At 58.6% G+C, this 18,524-nt stretch carries 13 protein-coding genes and 1 pseudogene; 10 read left to right on the top strand and 4 right to left on the bottom strand.

Annotated elements, in window-relative coordinates; genetic code table 11:
* Positions 1-135 precede the first annotated feature (135 nt).
* The gene (locus tag PU683_RS00685) at positions 136-1,392 is read right to left on the bottom strand and encodes an MFS transporter (protein ID WP_277169649.1); all 1,257 of its coding nucleotides are present in this window, start codon (positions 1,390-1,392) and stop codon (positions 136-138) included.
* A 166-nt stretch (positions 1,393-1,558) separates the two neighbouring features.
* Here PU683_RS00685 and yfhb point away from each other — a divergent pair, with 166 nt between their 5' ends.
* Together yfhb and tadA are read left to right on the top strand one after the other, a co-directional pair.
* Complete coding sequence (yfhb, locus tag PU683_RS00680; protein WP_277169648.1) at positions 1,559-2,194, top strand: phosphatidylglycerophosphatase C; 636 nt, start codon at positions 1,559-1,561, stop codon at positions 2,192-2,194.
* Between the two features lie 42 nt (positions 2,195-2,236).
* Complete coding sequence (gene tadA / locus PU683_RS00675) at positions 2,237-2,749, top strand: tRNA adenosine(34) deaminase TadA (protein ID WP_431190916.1); 513 nt, start codon at positions 2,237-2,239, stop codon at positions 2,747-2,749.
* A 146-nt stretch (positions 2,750-2,895) separates the two neighbouring features.
* On the opposite strand, the gene mltF is transcribed toward tadA, so the two are convergent.
* Complete coding sequence (gene mltF, locus PU683_RS00670; protein WP_431190915.1) at positions 2,896-4,527, bottom strand: membrane-bound lytic murein transglycosylase MltF; 1,632 nt, start codon at positions 4,525-4,527, stop codon at positions 2,896-2,898.
* Between the two features lie 221 nt (positions 4,528-4,748).
* Between mltF and purL the strand changes: the two genes are divergently transcribed.
* From purL to glnB, 5 genes are all read left to right on the top strand, one after another.
* Positions 4,749-8,606 carry a phosphoribosylformylglycinamidine synthase gene (gene purL, locus PU683_RS00665; RefSeq protein ID WP_431190924.1) on the top strand — a complete coding sequence of 1,286 codons (3,858 nt, stop codon included), beginning with the start codon at positions 4,749-4,751 and terminating at the stop codon, positions 8,604-8,606.
* Between the two features lie 543 nt (positions 8,607-9,149).
* Positions 9,150-10,586 (top strand): two component system sensor histidine kinase QseE/GlrK, encoded by a 1,437-nt coding sequence (qseE, locus tag PU683_RS00660; RefSeq protein WP_277169644.1) that lies wholly within the window; start codon positions 9,150-9,152, stop codon positions 10,584-10,586.
* Entirely contained in the window at positions 10,583-11,317 is a 735-nt protein-coding gene (qseG, locus tag PU683_RS00655; protein WP_277169643.1) for a two-component system QseEF-associated lipoprotein QseG, read from the top strand. Before qseE ends, qseG begins: the two co-directional genes overlap by 4 nt.
* Positions 11,314-12,651 (top strand): two-component system response regulator GlrR, encoded by a 1,338-nt coding sequence (gene glrR, locus PU683_RS00650; protein ID WP_277169642.1) that lies wholly within the window; start codon positions 11,314-11,316, stop codon positions 12,649-12,651. The genes qseG and glrR overlap by 4 nt, the downstream gene beginning before the upstream one ends.
* Positions 12,652-12,725: 74 nt before the next feature.
* Positions 12,726-13,064, top strand: a complete 339-nt coding sequence (gene glnB, locus PU683_RS00645; RefSeq protein ID WP_023481188.1) for a nitrogen regulatory protein P-II — start codon at positions 12,726-12,728, stop codon at positions 13,062-13,064.
* 37 nt (positions 13,065-13,101) lie between these two features.
* Here glnB and hmpA read toward each other — a convergent pair whose 3' ends face one another.
* Positions 13,102-14,292 (bottom strand): NO-inducible flavohemoprotein, encoded by a 1,191-nt coding sequence (gene hmpA, locus PU683_RS00640; protein WP_277169641.1) that lies wholly within the window; start codon positions 14,290-14,292, stop codon positions 13,102-13,104.
* A 105-nt stretch (positions 14,293-14,397) separates the two neighbouring features.
* On the opposite strand from hmpA, the gene PU683_RS00635 reads away from it, so the two are divergent.
* From PU683_RS00635 to PU683_RS00625, 3 genes are all read left to right on the top strand, one after another.
* Positions 14,398-14,532 carry a hypothetical protein gene (locus PU683_RS00635; protein ID WP_277169640.1) on the top strand — a complete coding sequence of 45 codons (135 nt, stop codon included), beginning with the start codon at positions 14,398-14,400 and terminating at the stop codon, positions 14,530-14,532.
* A 77-nt stretch (positions 14,533-14,609) separates the two neighbouring features.
* Entirely contained in the window at positions 14,610-15,863 is a 1,254-nt protein-coding gene (gene glyA, locus PU683_RS00630; protein WP_277169639.1) for a serine hydroxymethyltransferase, read from the top strand.
* Between the two features lie 186 nt (positions 15,864-16,049).
* The gene (locus PU683_RS00625) at positions 16,050-17,204 is read left to right on the top strand and encodes a 3-phenylpropionate MFS transporter (RefSeq protein WP_277169638.1); all 1,155 of its coding nucleotides are present in this window, start codon (positions 16,050-16,052) and stop codon (positions 17,202-17,204) included.
* Here the strand turns inward: PU683_RS00625 and csiE are convergent.
* Positions 17,194-18,465 (bottom strand): annotated as a pseudogene (gene csiE, locus PU683_RS00620) (stationary phase inducible protein CsiE); the annotation flags it as partial. The gene PU683_RS00625 and the pseudogene csiE sit on opposite strands and share 11 nt — an antisense overlap.
* Positions 18,466-18,524 lie beyond the last annotated feature (59 nt).

The raw sequence follows: 18,524 nt of genomic DNA, 5'->3' as shown, positions 1-18,524 counted from the left end.
CGATCTCCGGGGTGTTCACGTAATTCACTGCCATGGTGTATTACGCGGATGAATTAACTATTCCATCCATGGGCGGTGATTATGAATTAAAAATTCTGGCAGCACAAAGTTTCTCCGCGCGGCGTTTGATAGCGATCAACTGGAGAGGCCAGCCCCGCTCGATTTCACCTGCGGGGCACTCTCCAGACGGCGGATCGCCGGCACAAGGCCCGCACCAATACAGGCGAGGATCACCACCAGCGCCGAGGCGGTTAACACTGTTTCACTGCCAAAATGTATCGCCAGCGGCCCTGCCGCCAGTTCGCCCACCGGAATGGCAATAAACGAGCCCATCGCATCCCAGGCATAGACCCGCGCCAGTTTCTCTGCCGGAATGTGCGTTTGCAGCGACTGCGCCCACGCCACGCCGAAAAGGCCGAAGACGATCCCGGCGCAAAAGAATGCTGCCATCAGCCAGAGAGCCGGTGCCGCCTGGCCGAGCAGCCAGGTGGGCACGGCGCAGAATGCCATCAGCACCACGCCGATAAAGAGATCGCGTTTAGGCCGCCAGCGCAGCGCCAGGAACGAGCCGGCAATCAGACCCACGCTTTGCGCAGCGATAATCAACCCCCACTGCGTTCGCCCAAAAGCGCTGTCGGCAATCACCGGGCCGAGCACCATCACGATGCCGCTGAAGGCGGCGTTAATCAGGGTGAACTGCACCACTACCGACCAGACCCACGGGCGGCTGGCGAACTCTTTCCAGCCGTCGCGCAGATCCTGCAGGATATTGCTGGTCGCCTCTGCGGCCTTAATCGTACCGACGCGAATTGCGTAATAGAGCGGCGCCGAAGCGGCAAAGCCGAGCGCGTCAATGGCCAGCCCCCAGCCGGGGCCGACCGCGCTGGTCAGGATACCGCCGAGCGAGGCGCCAATTACCGTCCCGCTGTAAATCCCAAGTTGTAACAGCGCATTTGCTTCGCGGCGAAGGTGAACAGGTACGGTCTGCGGCACCAGCGCAGAGGAGGCGGGAAGGGCGATGCCCGCCGCCGCGCCATTAAGCGTGCCGAGCAGGGCGAGCAACATGACACTGGCCGAGCCATCAAGCACCAGCCAGGCAACGGTGCCCTGCGAAAGGGCGGCAACCAGGGAGGAGAGCACCATCACGCGGCTGCGGGAGTAGCGATCCGCCAGCACGCCGCCAATCAATAAAAAGGCGACGTTAAACAGCGAGCGAGCCGCCACCACCAGACCGAGATCGGCCGCCGAGCCGCCAATATCGAGCACCGCGAAAGCCAGTGCGATTGGCGCGATGCCGTTGCCCAGCACGGTAAGGAGGCGGGCAAAAAAGAGGTGGCGAAAAGCAGAGATTTGCAATGCGCGGCGCGGCGTTGTGCGGGTTGCTGGAGTCATTGTCACCTGTAATGAGTGAGGGAGAGAAAGCGTGGCGCGTATTATTGCAGGTATTGATAACAGGCTGTTACCGGAAAAGTCAGGATCTATCTGTTAGGCTAGTTGTAGTGTAATCGCCAAACGGAGCGTCCCGGCGATGGAGCGTTAACCCACAGAGGAATATCTTTTGGCTACCAGTGAACGCCGCGTTGTATTTTTTGACCTTGATGGAACATTACATCAGCAGGATATGTTCGGCACCTTTTTGCGCTATCTGCTGCGTCATCACCCGCTCAATGCGCTGCTTGTGCTGCCGCTGTTACCGGTGATTGGCGTCGGGCTTCTGATTAAGGGCCGCGCCGCGCGCTGGCCGATGAGCCTGCTGTTATGGGGGTGCACCTTTGGTCACAGCGAGCGCCATCTCAACGCCTTACAGCAGAAATTCGCCGCCTGGTTTCGCGGGCACGTCACGGCCTTTCCGGTGGTACAGACGCGGTTAACCAACTATCTGGCCGCTTCGGATGCGGATATCTGGCTGATCACCGGCTCGCCGCAGTCGCTGGTTGAGCAGGTCTATTTCGATACTCCCTGGCTGCCGCGCGTCAATGTCATTGCCAGCCAGATGACCCGCGGCTACGGCGGTTGGGTGTTGACGATGCGCTGCCTCGGCCATGAAAAAGTCGCGCAATTAGAGCGCAAAATTGGTACGCCGCTGCGTCTCTACAGCGGCTACAGCGACAGTAAACAGGACAACCCGCTGCTCTACTTCTGCCAGCACCGCTGGCGCGTTACGCCGCGCGGCGAACTGCAGCAACTCGAGTAGTGTCGATCGTATTAGGGGTGTGTATAATGCGCCCCGCCTGAATTGCTGGAGTTAATACCTTTGTCCAATCCCGAACTGACTCACGAACACTGGATGCGTTATGCGTTGACGCTGGCGAAGCGCGCCTGGGAAGAGGGTGAAGTCCCCGTTGGCGCGGTGCTGGTGCATAACGATCGGGTGATTGGCGAAGGGTGGAATCGCCCGATTGGCCGTCACGATCCTACCGCTCATGCGGAGATTATGGCGCTGCGCCAGGGCGGGCTGGTGTTGCAAAACTACCGGCTGATCGACACCACACTCTATGTCACGCTGGAGCCGTGCGTAATGTGCGCGGGCGCAATGGTGCATAGCCGGATCGGGCATCTGGTGTTTGGCGCACGGGATGCGAAAACCGGCGCGGCAGGATCGTTGATGGATGTGCTCCACCACCCGGGAATGAACCACCGGGTCGAGTTTACCGAAGGCGTGCTGCGCGACGAGTGTGCCGCGATGTTAAGTGATTTCTTCCGCCAGCGTCGGCTGGAGAAGAAAGCGCTGAAAACCGGTAACGTCTGATGGCGGCTACGCCTTATCAGTCCTGGGGGTAGGTCGTTTGCCTTTGCAGGCCGGATAAGCGAAGCGCCATTCGGCAGACAATGCCTGATGGCGGCTTCACCTCAACAGGCCTACGGGTAAGTGCGCTTGGTTTTATAGCAACGCCCTCAGCGGTTTACTTTTAGCTGCAGCGTATCCTGTGGTAAAACGGAATGGTGACCAAACGCCTCGTCGACGGTCAGCGCGCTGAAGGGCAACACGCCGTAGGTCGGCTGATCAAGCTCGTCACTCGACACCGCCGGGTAGCTCTGCGCCAGCTTGAGCGTCCTGGCAAGCTCCCTCTCTTTCTCCAGCAGGTACCCCACCAGGCTAATCTCATATTTACGGATATTCTCAACGTAGGCATACGCCTGATACCCGCGGGCATAGCCGTAGCGTAATTTGCTGTAGTAGGCCTTCTGGCTTAACAGCGGCAGGCGCTGTTTCACCTCTGCCCAGCTGTCCGGGTTGCCTTTGGTCTTCACCGTCAGCGCACGGGCGTCGAGCATATGTGCATAGCCCATGTTGTAGGCCGCCAGCGCATACCAGATCTTCTCATCCTGCGGCACGCTGTCCGGCACTTTGCTCATCATATCCTGCAGGTAGCGCGCGCCGCCGCTGATGCTCTGCTCGGCATCGGTTCGGTCGCTCAGCCCCAGGCTCTGCGCCGTATTGCGGGTCAACATCATGAGCCCGCGCACGCCCGTCGGCGAGGTGGCCTGCGTATCCCAGTGGGACTCCTGGTATGAAATCGCCGCTAATAACTTCCAGTCTATCTGCTGCGCATACTTCTCAAACAGCGGCTGCAACTGTGGCAGTACGCTATCAACGGCGCGTAAAAAGGCGCGGGTATCGACATAATCAAAGCCATCGCCATGTCCGAGATACTTCTCCTCAAGCCTTGCGAGGATCCCCTCGCCATTAATGGTATTGAAGAAATCGAGCATCGCCGCAGAGAGGGTATTGTCGTCGTCGCGCTTGCTAAACCAGGTGACGGGCTGTTCATCGGAGATATCGAGCGCCACCGCCAGCTCCGGGTGAACGCGCTGAAAGAGGCTGATCGCCACCGAATCGGCGACGGTATAACTCAGTTTGCCGTCGACCACCTGCTGGAGCAGGAGGGTGGTGCCGAGTTTCTCATCCACCTTCCAGCTGAGATTGGGATACTTCTTCTCTTTTAACTCACGCAGATCGTCCAGCGCGACATGTCCGGGCGCAATGGTCAACTGGCTCTCATTCACTTCCGCCAGCGTACGCGGGCGATAGCTGCCGACGCGATAGACCAGCTGTTGGGAAACAGAGTAGTAGACCGGCCCGGTCTGGTAGCTTTTGACGCGCTCATTGTTATAGACCAGCCCGGCGGCGAGCATATCGGCATTGTCATGATCGAGGTCGTCAAACAGCTGGCTGATGTTCTGGCGCACGGTAATTTTCAGTTTCACGCCGAGGTAGTCGGCAAACTGTTGCGCCAGCTCGTAATCGAGGCCGTAATTTTTGCCGTTAATGGAGGTGTAGGTAAGCGGAGTCGAAATCGTACTGACGCGCAGCTCCCCGCGCGCCTGGATAGCCGCGATGCGATTATCGGCTTTGCCAAACCAGGGGACTGATGGCCACAGCGCTGCTGCCAGCAGCAGGGTGACAATGCCGATGAGCAGATAATTAATCTGAAATCTTTTCAAGGAGTTAATTCTCTGCGCCGTACTTTGCCTCAACAGGTTTTCACAATCACAGCAAGGGGGTTGCTGCTGATTTAGCGGCATTCTGCGTAACAAAACGGCAGTTGGCAACAAATTACAGCATTCGGCCACAGCTATTGTTAAAAATCATCGGGGCTTTTTATTTCCACGCAAACGGTTTCGTCGCGCGTCAGGATTCTCTATAATGACGCCCGTTTTCCCCTGGTGCACACTTTAAGCGTCCCCGACGCTTCGTAATCGAAGACGAGAGACTTATGATGGAAATTCTGCGTGGTTCGCCTGCCCTGTCCGCATTCCGTATTAACAAACTGCTGGCACGGTTTCAGGCCACCAACCTGCCGGTGAGCAATATTTATGCCGAATATACTCACTTTGCCGACCTCAACGCGGCGCTCACCGAAGAAGAGTACGCCCGGCTCCAGCGTCTGCTGAAATATGGCCCAAGCCTCAGCAGCCACACCCCAACCGGAAAATTACTGCTCGTCACTCCTCGTCCCGGCACCATCTCTCCCTGGTCATCAAAAGCTACCGACATTGCGCACAACTGTGGTCTGGAAAAGATCAACCGCCTTGAGCGCGGCGTGGCCTACTACGTGGAAGCTGCCAGCCTGACCGAAGCCCAGTGGCAAGAGGTGGCGGCGCAGCTGCATGACCGCATGATGGAGAGCGTTTTTAACGCGGAAGCGGACGCCGCGCGTCTGTTTGAGCACCATCAGCCCGCGCCGGTACAGAGCGTGGATCTGCTCGGCGAAGGCCGCCAGGCACTGATCGACGCCAACCTGCGTCTCGGCCTGGCGCTGGCCGAAGATGAGATCGATTACCTGCACAATGCCTTTACGCGCCTGGGGCGCAACCCGAACGACATCGAGCTCTACATGTTCGCCCAGGCGAACTCGGAGCACTGCCGTCACAAAATCTTTAACGCCGACTGGGTGATTGACGGGCAGCCGCAGCCGAAGTCGCTGTTCAAAATGATCAAGAACACCTTCGAAAAAACGCCGGACTATGTGCTCTCTGCCTACAAAGATAACGCGGCGGTGATGGAAGGGTCTGCCGTGGGGCGCTTCTATGCCGACCGCGGAGAAGGTCGCTACGATTTCCACCAGGAGCCGACCCATATTTTGATGAAGGTGGAGACGCATAACCACCCGACCGCCATTTCACCGTGGCCGGGCGCGGCAACCGGCTCCGGCGGCGAGATCCGCGATGAGGGCGCTACCGGGCGCGGCGCGAAGCCGAAAGCGGGGCTGGTCGGCTTCTCCGTTTCCAACCTGCGTATTCCCGGCTTCGAGCAGCCGTGGGAAGAGGATTTCGGCAAGCCGGAGCGTATCGTTACCGCACTTGATATTATGACCGACGGCCCGCTGGGCGGCGCGGCATTTAACAACGAGTTTGGCCGTCCGGCGCTGAATGGCTACTTCCGTACCTATGAAGAGAAGGTCAACAGCCACAACGGCGAAGAGCTGCGCGGTTACCACAAGCCGATCATGCTGGCCGGCGGGATCGGCAACATCCGTGAAGATCATGTGCAGAAAGGCGAGATCGTGGTCGGTGCCAAGCTGATCGTGCTCGGCGGGCCGGCGATGAATATCGGTCTTGGCGGCGGCGCAGCCTCGTCAATGGCCTCCGGCCAGTCCGATGCCGATCTTGACTTCGCCTCGGTGCAGCGTGATAACCCGGAGATGGAGCGTCGTTGCCAGGAGGTGATTGACCGCTGCTGGCAGCTGGGCGAAGCCAACCCAATCCTCTTTATTCACGATGTCGGCGCGGGCGGCCTCTCTAACGCCATGCCGGAGCTGGTGAGCGACGGTGGTCGCGGCGGCCGCTTTGAGCTGCGCGATATTCTCAGCGACGAGCCGGGTATGAGCCCGCTGGAGATCTGGTGTAACGAATCCCAGGAGCGCTATGTGCTGGCGGTGGCGGCGGATCAGCTGCCGCTGTTCGACGAACTCTGCCGCCGCGAGCGCGCGCCCTACGCGGTCATTGGCGACGCGACCGAAGAGCAGCACTTAATGCTGAACGACAGCCACTTCGCTAACCAACCGATCGATATGCCGCTGGATGTGCTGCTTGGCAAAACGCCGAAGATGACGCGCGATGTGGCAACGCGCCAGGCCAGCGGCGACAGCTTCAGCACCCACGGCATTACCGTGGCTGACGCGGTAAACCGCGTGCTGCACCTGCCGACCGTGGCGGAGAAAACTTTCCTTGTCACCATTGGCGACCGTACGGTCACCGGCATGGTGGCGCGCGACCAGATGGTCGGCCCGTGGCAGATCCCGGTTGCCAACTGCGCGGTGACCACCGCCAGCCTGGACAGCTACTACGGCGAAGCGATGGCGCTCGGTGAACGTGCTCCGGTGGCGCTGCTCGACTTTGCTGCCTCGGCGCGGCTGGCGGTCGGTGAAGCGTTGACCAATATCGCGGCGACGCACATCGGCGATATCAAACGTATCAAACTCTCCGCCAACTGGATGGCCGCGGCAGGACATCCGGGTGAAGACGCCGGTCTCTATGCGGCGGTAAAAGCGGTGGGCGAAGAGCTCTGTCCGGCGCTCGGTCTGACCATTCCGGTGGGCAAAGACTCAATGTCGATGAAGACCCGCTGGCAGGAGGGGAGCGAGCAGCGCGAGATGACTTCGCCGCTGTCGCTGGTGATCACCGCCTTTGCCCGCGTTGAAGATGTGCGTCATACCGTGACGCCGCAGCTCTCAATCGACGACAACGCCCTGCTGTTAATCGATCTCGGCAAGGGCAGCAACGCGCTTGGCGCAACGGCGCTGGCGCAGGTTTACCGCCAGCTGGGCGACAAACCGGCGGACGTGCGTAACGTTGAGCAGCTGAAAAGCTTCTATGATGCGATTCAGGCGCTGGTGGCGGACAGAAAACTGCTGGCCTACCACGACCGCTCCGACGGTGGTCTGCTGGTGACGCTGGCGGAGATGGCCTTTACCGGCCACTGCGGCGTCAATGTCGACATCGCCGCGCTGGGCAACGATCGTCTGGCGGCGCTGTTTAATGAAGAGCTGGGCGCGGTGATTCAGGTACGCGCAGCCGATCGCGAGGCGGTGGAGAGCGTGCTGGCAGCGTACGGTTTAAGCGACGTAGTGCACTATCTCGGTCGCGCGGTCGAAGGCGATCGCTTTGTGATTGAAGCGGACGGCCAGACGGTGTTCAGCGAAAGCCGCACCACGCTGCGTATGTGGTGGGCAGAAACCACCTGGCAGATGCAGCGCCTGCGCGATAATCCGGAGTGCGCGGATCAGGAGCACGAGGCGAAAGCCAACGACAACGATCCGGGCCTCAACGTGAAGCTGACGTTTGATATTAATGAGGACATCGCGGCACCGTTTATCGCCACCGGCGCGCGTCCGAAAGTCGCCGTGCTGCGTGAGCAGGGCGTGAACTCCCACGTTGAGATGGCGGCGGCGTTCCACCGCGCCGGGTTTGACGCGGTTGATGTTCACATGAGCGATCTGCTGGCCGGGCGCAGCGGGCTGGAGAGCTTCCACGCGCTGGTCGCCTGCGGTGGCTTCTCTTATGGCGACGTGCTCGGCGCGGGCGAAGGGTGGGCGAAATCGATCCTCTTTAATGAGCGCGTGCGCGACGAATTCGAAACCTTCTTCCACCGTCCGCAAACTCTGGCGCTGGGGGTTTGTAACGGCTGCCAGATGATGTCGAACCTGCGTGAACTGATCCCCGGCAGCGAACTGTGGCCGCGCTTTGTGCGTAACCACTCCGATCGTTTCGAGGCGCGCTTCAGCCTGGTGGAAGTAACGCAAAGCCCGTCGCTGCTGCTGAATGGCATGGTCGGGTCGCATATGCCTATCGCCGTCTCGCACGGGGAAGGGCGTGTCGAAGTGCGTGATGCCGCCCATCTGGCACAGCTCGAAAGCAAAGGGTTGGTGGCGCTGCGCTATGTCGATAACAGCGGCAGCGTAACCGAGCGCTACCCGGCAAACCCGAACGGTTCGCCGAACGGTATTACCGCCGTAACCAGCGAAAGCGGGCGCGTCACCATCATGATGCCGCACCCGGAGCGTGTTTTCCGCACCGTTGCTAACTCCTGGCACCCGGAAAACTGGGGCGAAGACAGCCCGTGGATGCGTATCTTCCGCAACGCGCGTAAACAGCTCGGCTAAATCAGATCCGGCAGTAAAACAGGCCCTCTTCCTTAATCGGGAAGGGGGTTTTTCGATCTGGGGGCAAAAGTGTCGGCTTTTCCCGACATCAGACTATTATCACTGTCTCCAAATGGAGACATTTATCCATTTGATTTTAATAGAGATAGCCAATGCGCTGAGAGAGTGTTGCTAAATGACGACAGGGAGATGAAATGTTGCGCACTTCACAAAAACGGGCTTTAATAATAAATATCATGATAATCAAGGCGTTAAAATATTGTGTGTTAATCTGGCACACTCTGTGCATACTTAGGGCCAGTGGCTCATTCACCCTCTTATGTCAGCCCCTTCGGGACGCGCTACATAAACTTTCGAATGACGCACTTAAAGGTGCCTGCCGTCCACCTGCTGATCATTGCGTAGCTTTATCAGACATCGGGCGAAACGTCGAGTTAGGCACCGCCTAATTACATAACAAAGCCGGGCAAAAGCCCGGCTTTGTTGTTCTTTAGCCCGTCACTCAGCTAGCATCTCTGTACCTTATTCTGCGAGAGTACTGCCTTGAAACGCTGGCCCGCTTTTCCCCGCTCCTTACGCCAACTGGTGATGATGGCGTTCCTGCTTATTTTACTGCCGCTACTGGTGTTAGCCTGGCAAGCCTGGCAGAGCCTGAATGCGCTCAGCGCCCAGGCACTGTTAACTAACCGCACGACGCTGATTGACGCCCGCCGCAGCGAAGCGATGACCAACGCCGCGCTGGAGATGGAGCGCAGCTATCGCCAGTACTGCGTGCTGGATGACGCCACCCTTGAGCGTGTGTATCAGAATCAGCGCAAGCGCTACAGCGAGATGCTGGAGGCTCATGCCGGGGTTTTACCCGATGACCGGCTCTACCAGGCGCTGCGCCAGGATCTGAACGATCTCGCGCAGTTGCAGTGCGCCAACAGCGGCCCGTCGCCTGCCGCCTCTGCACAGCTTGAGGCGTTTGCTGCGGCGAATACGGAGATGGTGCAGTCGACCCGCGCCGTGGTCTTCTCGCGCGGGCAGCAGCTCCAGCTGGAGATCGCCGAGCGCGGCCAGTTCTTCGGCTGGCAGGCGCTGGTGCTCTTTCTGGTCAGCCTGGTGCTGATGCTGCTCTTTACCCGCATGATTATCGGCCCGGTAAAGGGCATTGAGCGGATGATTAACCGGCTGGGGGAGGGGCGGCCCCTGGCGCAGAGCGTGGTGTTTAATGGCCCACGCGAACTGCGCTATGTCGGCGAACGTATTATCTGGCTGAGTGAACGGCTGGCGTGGCTTGAGTCTCAGCGCCACCAGTTTTTACGCCATATCTCCCATGAACTGAAAACGCCGCTTGCCAGCATGCGTGAAGGGACCGAACTGCTTGCTGATGAGGTGGTCGGGCCGCTCTCACCGGAGCAGAAAGAGGTGGTTGAGATCCTCGATGCCAGCAGCCGCAACCTGCAAAAATTGATTGAACAGCTGCTGGATTACAACCGCAAGCTGGCCGGCGGCTCGGTCGAGCTGGAAGCGGTGGAACTGGCTCCGCTGGTGGAGATGGTGCTCTCCGCACACAGCCTGCCAGCACGAGCTAAAATGATGCATACCGAGATTGCCCTCGATGCGGCGACCTGTCAGGCAGAGCCGATGCTGCTAATGAGCGTGCTGGATAATCTTTACTCCAACGCGGTGCACTATGGGGCTGAATCCGGTACCATTCGTCTCCACAGTTATAGTACCGGCGCACGGTTGCGCATTGATGTAGCGAATACCGGCACCCCCATCCCCGAAGCGGAGCGCGAGATGATTTTTGAGCCCTTTTTTCAGGGAAGCCACCAACGCAAAGGCGCGGTTAAAGGCAGCGGGCTGGGGTTAAGCATCGCCAGAGACTGTATCCGCAGAATGCAGGGTGAACTGCATCTGGTAACGGACAGCAAGGACGATGTCTGCTTCCGTATTGAGCTACCGCTCGTCGCGCCGGAAAAATCAACACAATGAATATAAATCTGGTGAGTATGTCGCATCTCTTTTCCCGCGTGGTCAACGCGATGACACAGCAATCGGGCTGGCTGCGCGCGCTTCCTTGCCTGCTGCTGGCAGGCTGCGTGGCGCAAACGCCGCAAAGCGCCATCCATGACAATAAAAAAACGCAGCTTCCCGAGCGCCAACTGGCCGATTTTCTGTTGACGGATTGCAACGATATCTGGACCCTCTCGGGGCAGAGCGTCGAGAGCAATCCGCTGTTCTGGCTGCGCGGCATGGATTGTGCCCAGCGTTTATCACCTGCGGTTGCGCGCGCACAAGCGCGTGCATGGTCGGACAATACCTGGCAGGCAACTTTGCGGCGCGGTATTTTGCTCTCTAATGCCAAAATTTCGCCCCTTGAGCGCCGGGACTACACCGATCGTCTGGACGCCTTAAGCCCTGCGATTCCTGCGCAGCTGCGCCCGCTGTTTGAGCTGTGGCGCGATGGCGAAAAAGCACAGCTGCAGTTAGCCGAAGAGCGTAGCCGCTACAGTAAGTTGCAGCAGTCTGCCGACAGCGAGCTCGACAGACTGCGCGCCCAGCAGCAATTCCTGCATGAGCAGCTTGATACCACCACCCGCAAGCTTGAAAACCTTACCGATATTGAACGGCGTCTCTCGATCCGCAAACCGGCTCCCGCCGATATGCCGGACGGCGCGCATCCGGCGAAAAGCGATGCCGATCAGCAGGAGACGAAACCATGACCAATCGCAAACCGGCGCATCTGCTGCTGGTGGATGACGATCCGGGCCTGCTGAAACTGCTCGGGCTGCGCCTGACCAGCGAAGGGTACAGCATTGTCACCGCCGAAAGCGGGCAGGAGGGGTTACGCATTCTCACTCGTGAGAAGGTCGATCTGGTGATAAGCGATCTGCGCATGGATGAGATGGATGGCATGCAGCTCTTCGCCGAGATCCAGCGCATGCAGCCGGGAATGCCGGTGATTATTCTCACCGCGCATGGCTCTATCCCCGATGCGGTTGCCGCCACGCAGCAGGGCGTCTTCAGCTTTCTGACTAAGCCGGTAGATAAAGACGCGCTCTACAAGGCTATCGACGATGCGCTGGAGCACAGCGGCTCCGCCAGCGACGATCAGTGGCGTGAAACGATTGTGACCCGCAGCCCATTGATGTTGCGCCTGCTTGAACAGGCGCGAATGGTGGCGCAATCTGATGTCAGCGTGCTGATTAACGGCCAGAGCGGCACCGGTAAAGAGGTGCTGGCGCAGGCGATCCACAACGCCAGCCCGCGCAGTAAAAACGCCTTTATCGCCATCAACTGCGGCGCGCTCCCGGAGCAGCTACTGGAGTCGGAACTCTTCGGCCACGCGCGCGGGGCTTTTACCGGCGCGGTAAGCAGCCGGGAAGGGCTGTTCCAGGCGGCAGAGGGCGGGACGCTGTTTCTTGATGAGATTGGCGATATGCCGATCCCGTTACAGGTCAAACTCCTGCGTGTGTTACAGGAGCGTAAAGTGCGTCCGCTTGGCAGCAACCGCGATATCGATATCAATGTGCGCATTATTTCGGCGACGCACCGCGATTTGCCAAAAGCGATGGCGCGCGGTGAGTTCCGTGAAGATCTCTACTATCGCCTGAACGTGGTCAGCCTGAAGATCCCGGCGCTGGCGGAGCGGGCAGAGGATATTCCGCTGCTTGCCAACCATCTGCTGCGCCAGTCGGCGGACCGGCATAAGCCGTTTGTGCGCGCTTTTTCCACCGATGCGATGAAGCGGCTGATGACCGCCAGCTGGCCCGGCAACGTGCGCCAGCTGGTGAACGTAATTGAGCAGTGCGTGGCGCTTACCTCGTCGCCGGTGATCAGCGACGCGCTGGTCGAGCAGGCGCTGGAAGGGGAGAATACCGCGCTGCCGACCTTTGTCGAGGCGCGTAACCAGTTCGAACTCAACTACCTGCGCAAGCTGCTGCAAATCACTAAAGGCAACGTGACGCACGCCGCGCGTATGGCGGGTCGCAACCGCACCGAATTTTATAAACTGCTCTCGCGCCATGAACTGGACGCCAATGACTTTAAAGAGTAAAGGCGAAATGATTATGGTACTGTGAGCAACCGATTACGATGCAGCAGACTGGCAAGAGCGTGTAAGGAACGACCATGAAAAAGATTGATGCGATTATTAAACCTTTCAAACTGGATGATGTGCGTGAAGCGCTGGCTGAAGTCGGCATCACCGGGATGACGGTAACGGAAGTGAAGGGTTTTGGTCGCCAGAAAGGCCACACCGAACTTTACCGTGGCGCAGAGTATATGGTGGATTTTCTGCCGAAGGTGAAGATTGAGATCGTGGTGGGCGACGACATTGTCGACACCTGCGTAGATACCATTATCCGTACCGCGCAGACCGGTAAAATCGGCGACGGCAAAATCTTCGTCTTTGACGTTGCGCGCGTCGTGCGTATTCGTACCGGCGAAGAAGACGACGCCGCCATCTGATTTATTGCCCTCACCGCACACGGTGAGGGCGTCTTGCTTACAACACCTTGTGCGGGCCGAAGCACTCATAGTGAATGCGATCGCGTCCCACGCCCAGCATCACCAGCTGTTCTGCTGCAAACTGCATAAACGCCACCGGCCCGCAGAGCCAGAACTGCATCTCTTCATCACTCACCCGATCTTTCATCTCTGTAAGTGACATCAGACCGCGGCTGTTAAAGCGCGTGGCCTGCTCATCCGCCGCGTTTGGCTGGCGATACCAGATATGCTGATAAAAGTGCGGCAGGCTGGCTCCCAGCTCGCTTACCTCATCGGTAAAGGCGTGCACATCACCATTTTCCGCCGCATGAAACCAGTTAACCTGCGCGCGATGGTGGCTGTGCGTCAGATGGTGCAGCATCGCCAGCATCGGCGTCTGCCCCACGCCTGCGGAGATGAGCGATACCGGCGTCTGCGGGCTGACATCAAGGAAGAAATCACCGGCCGGTGCGGCAAGCCAGAGCACATCGCCAGGTTTCGCTTCATCGTGCAGCCAGTTTGAGACCTGCCCGCCTTCTTCCCGCTTCACTGCAATACGGTAGCTTTTGCCGTTCGGCTCGCGGGTCAGGGAGTACTGGCGGATCTCCTGATGCGGAAAGCCGTCCGGTTTCAGCCACACGGCAAGATACTGACCCGGCCGGTAATCGGCGACCGGCTGGCCGTCGACCGGCTCAAACTCAAAACTGGTGATCAGCGCGCTGCGCGGCACTCTCTCCACCAGGCGGAACGCGCGCGTTCCCTCCCAACCCCCTTGTTTATCGGCGTGCTCGCGGTAAATCTCCGCTTCACGATGGATAAACACGCCCGCCAGCACGCCGTAGGCTTTACCCCACGCGTCCAGCACCTCTTCTCCCGGCTGGAACATCTCATCAAGGGTGGCCAGCAGATGCTCGCCAACGATCTCATATTGCTGCGGCTGGATCTGGAAGCTGGTGTGCTTCTGGGCGATCTTTTCAACGGCGGGCAGCAGGGCGGAAAGATTGTCAATATTTGCGGCGTAAGCGGCAATGGCGTTAAACAGCGCTTCACGCTGATCGCCGTTGCGCTGGTTGCTCATATTGAAGATCTCTTTCAACTCGGGGTTGTGCTGAAACATCCGATCGTAGAAGTGAGCGGTCAGTTTCGGGCCGGTGGCGGCGAGCAGCGGGAGAGTGGATTTGACGGTGGCGATGGTCTGAGCGTCGAGCATGATGGCATCCTTCTGAAGGGCGATATTTAAAGTTATATTTTAAATGCATCTTATAGTCGTGAGCTCAAGGTTGTAAAGGGCGTAATGAAAAAGGGATTATCGAAGATGAAGAAGTTGCATCACAAAGGTGAAAAGAAATCCCCTTACGCGATGCAGCCCGTTATTGCTCAAAGCCTTGTGTGGCGGGCAGCCAATCGTTTGCGTAAAAACCTTTGTCAAGACCTGTTCTCAGAATTTTAATCAGTTATACTGTCAGCCGTCCCCGAAATCGGGCCCTCATTGAGAGTTGTTTTAGTTAGCTGAGTCAGGAGATGCGGATGTTAAAGCGTGAAATGAACATTGCCGATTATGATGCCGAATTGTGGCAGGCTATGGAGCAGGAGAAAGTACGTCAGGAAGAGCACATTGAACTGATCGCCTCCGAAAACTACACCAGCCCGCGCGTTATGCAGGCACAGGGATCTCAGCTGACGAACAAATATGCCGAGGGTTATCCGGGCAAGCGTTACTACGGCGGCTGTGAATATGTCGATATCGTTGAACAGCTGGCGATTGACCGCGCGAAAGCGCTGTTTGGCGCCGATTACGCGAACGTTCAGCCGCACTCTGGCTCACAGGCTAACTTCGCCGTCTACACCACGCTGCTTGAGCCGGGCGATACCGTGCTCGGTATGAACCTGGCGCACGGTGGCCACCTGACTCACGGCTCTCCGGTAAACTTCTCCGGCAAACTCTACAACATCGTTCCTTATGGCATCGATGAAACGGGCCATATTGATTACAACGAACTCAATGAGCAGGCGCAAAAACATAAGCCGAAAATGATCATTGGCGGCTTCTCTGCCTACTCTGGCGTGGTTGACTGGGCCAAAATGCGCGAAATCGCCGACAGCATCGGCGCCTATCTGTTTGTTGATATGGCGCACGTTGCCGGTCTGGTTGCCGCAGGCGTCTACCCGAACCCGGTTCCGCATGCACACGTTGTGACGACAACCACCCACAAAACCCTGGCGGGTCCGCGCGGCGGCCTGATCCTGGCGAAGGGCGGTAGCGAAGAGCTGTACAAAAAACTGAACTCCGCCGTCTTCCCTGGCGGTCAGGGCGGCCCACTGATGCACGTTATCGCGGGTAAAGCGGTGGCGCTGAAAGAGGCGATGGAGCCGGAGTTCAAAACCTACCAGCAGCAGGTTGCGAAAAACGCCAAAGCGATGGTGGAAGTGTTCCTTGCGCGCGGCTACAACGTGGTGTCTGGCGGTACCGATAACCACCTCTTCCTGCTGGATCTGGTTGATAAAAACCTGACCGGTAAAGAAGCGGACGCTGCGCTGGGTCGTGCCAACATCACGGTTAACAAAAACAGCGTGCCGAACGATCCGAAGAGCCCGTTCGTGACCTCCGGTATCCGTATCGGTAGCCCGGCTGTCACCCGTCGCGGCTTCAAAGAAGCGGAAGTCAAAGAGCTGGCAGGCTGGATGTGTGACGTGCTTGACAGCATCAACGACGAAGCAGTGATCGAGCGCACTAAACAGAAAGTGCTGGATATCTGCGCCCGTTTCCCGGTTTACGCATAAGTTTCCGACCTCAAACAAGCCCGCTTCCTGTGAAGCGGGCTTTTTTTTACCTGCTCTCCAGCGACGCCTCCCGTCCGGGACGTTTTAATGTTGTAAAACCTGCGCTTAGGCAAATTTGTTACCTGATTGTTGCTTGCCAGGCCAGGCGTTTGCCGCCAGACTAACGCTTCGATTCAGGAGGAAATCATGGTTCTGCAGTCAACGCGCTGGCTGGCGCTCGCTTATTTCACCTACTTTTTCAGTTACGGCATCTTCTTACCCTTCTGGGGCGTCTGGCTCAAAGGCGTCGGGTTAACTCCGGAAATCATCGGTATGCTGCTCGGCGCTGGTCTCGTTGCCCGCTTTCTCGGTAGCCTGTTGATTGCCCCGCGCGTAAGCGACCCCTCCCGATTAATCACCGCCCTGCGCGTGCTGGCTCTGGCTACGCTTATCTTTGCCATGGCCTTCTATGCCGGAAGCCATGTCGCCTGGCTGGCGGTAGTGATTGTCGGCTTTAACCTCTTCTTCTCGCCGCTGGTGCCGCTGACGGATGCGCTGGCAGGCACGTGGCAAAAACAGTTCCCGATGGATTATGGCCGCGTCAGGCTGTGGGGATCGATCGCTTTTGTGATTGGCTCGGCGCTAACCGGCAAGCTGGTGAGCCTCTACGACTACCGGGCGATTCTGGTGATGCTGTCGCTCGGCACCGCCTCAATGCTGCTCGGCATGCTGCTGCGCCCGTCGATTCTGCCGCAGGGGGAGAGCCGCCAGCAGGAGGGCGCAGGCTGGCCCGCCTGGCGTACCTTGATTGCGCAGAACTGGCGCTTTCTCGCCTGCGTCTCGCTGCTACAGGGCGCGCACGCCGCCTATTACGGCTTCAGCGCCATCTACTGGCAGTCGGTGGGCTATTCCGCCTCAACGGTGGGCTATTTGTGGTCGCTGGGCGTGGTGGCAGAAGTGGTGATTTTTGCGCTCAGTAACCGCCTGTTCCGCCGCTTCAGCGCACGCGATCTGCTGCTGCTCTCGGCGGTTTGCGGGCTGGTTCGCTGGAGCCTGATGGGCTGGACCATTGCGCTGCCGTGGCTGGTTGTCGCGCAGATCCTGCACTGCGGCACCTTTACGGTTTGCCACCTGGCGGCCATGCGCTACATCTCCGCGCGGCAGGGCAGTGAGGTGATCCGGCTGCAGGCGGTCTACTCCGCCGTAGCGATGGGAGGCAGTATTGCCCTGATGACGATGATCGCCGGATTCCTCTTCGAACATCTGCATCAGGGGCTGTTCTTTATTATGGCGTTACTGGCACTGCCAGCGCTGATCCTGCGTCCAACGGTCGCCGCGCAGAAGGAGAGCCCTCAAGCATAATGCGAATATGCTCCTGCTGCTGCTCGCTCAGCAGCCCGTCGGTATGAATCAGCGGTGCAGAGAAGAGCGGCAGCGGCGTAGTGTAAGGCGTGATGATAAGCGTCACATCTTTCGGCGCGCCGGCTTCGCGGAAGGCTTCCAGCGGCAAGTAACGAATGGTGAGCGGCAGTAGCGTTAACTCACGCAGCTGCTGCTCAATCTCCTGCTCTCTGGCGTGCTCATCGCCGGTAATCAGCACCAGCTGCTTCTCATGCAGATCGCTCTCCTGCATCAGCCAGGCACCGAAAATCACCGCCACCAGCCCCGCTTCCTCATCGCTAAAACGCAGCCCATACTCCGTTTCCAGCCCCTCCAGCGCCGTGCGCGTGGTGCGCATCAGGCGCGGGTAGAGCTGATTGATCTCCGCCGGCAGTGTGTTATCAATGCCGATGCCAAACAAGCTGCGATCCAGCGCCTGGGCGAGGTGAATATAGAGCTGATTGGTCAGCCCCTGCTCGTCGCTGAAATGCATGCCGGAGAGCTGGTGAAAGTGGGCAATCATCTGGCTGATGGCAAGGCGCAGGCGGTGATCTTGCTGATGATCATCGTGGCTCGGATCGGGTGTACGCACCAGCATAAACAGCAGGGCTAAAAAGAGGTGCTCATTCTCATGAGCGGTAGCGGCGACGCGGCGCTGCCAGTGGCGGACAATATCCTGCGCCACCAGATACTCGGCGCGCATCTGCGCCCATGCTTGCTGAACCGGGTTAAACTCCGGCGAGTGGCCGCTATGGTGCTGCAACAGGCAGTACTGCAAATAGAGCCCCAAAAACTGCCGATCGCGAGACTCAAACGAACGTTTCAGGCGGCGCGAGCAGAGGTTGATCAACGCATGCAGATTAATATCGTCGTAGAGTGTGCGCGCAATGCCCTGCTGTTTAAGTGCCGTTTTTAATGCGGGCGTAAAGTGTTGAGTAATAAAATCCGGGCAGAGGCGCAGGGCTCGACGCAGCCAGTGCAGCAGGCACAAGCGCTGATCGAGCGGCGTGCCTTCGATGCGGTAGCCGCCCTCGCCGCAGGGCACGATGGAGAGGCGATGGTAAAGCTGGATCTCGCTTTGCGTCTCCGCGATATCCTGCAGGGCCACGGCATCATCAACACCGTTAATGGCGATGATATTTTCCATGGTGATACCTTGCCCCGGCAGGGCAAGCAGCAGTAGCACCTGGCAGCGACGCTGCGGGCTGGAGAGTACAGATGGTGGGGTCAGCGTCATGGTCATCTGTCAGTGTCCAGTTAAGGTTGGGAAAAAGGGCTATTTGATAAGCGTAGTTAAAGGTA

Origin of the sequence: Candidatus Kosakonia sp. 282A-S69 (assembly GCF_029433855.1) — a bacterium.
Classification (GTDB): domain Bacteria; phylum Pseudomonadota; class Gammaproteobacteria; order Enterobacterales; family Enterobacteriaceae; genus Kosakonia; species Kosakonia cowanii_A.
This window is presented reverse-complemented; position numbering and strand designations above follow the sequence as displayed.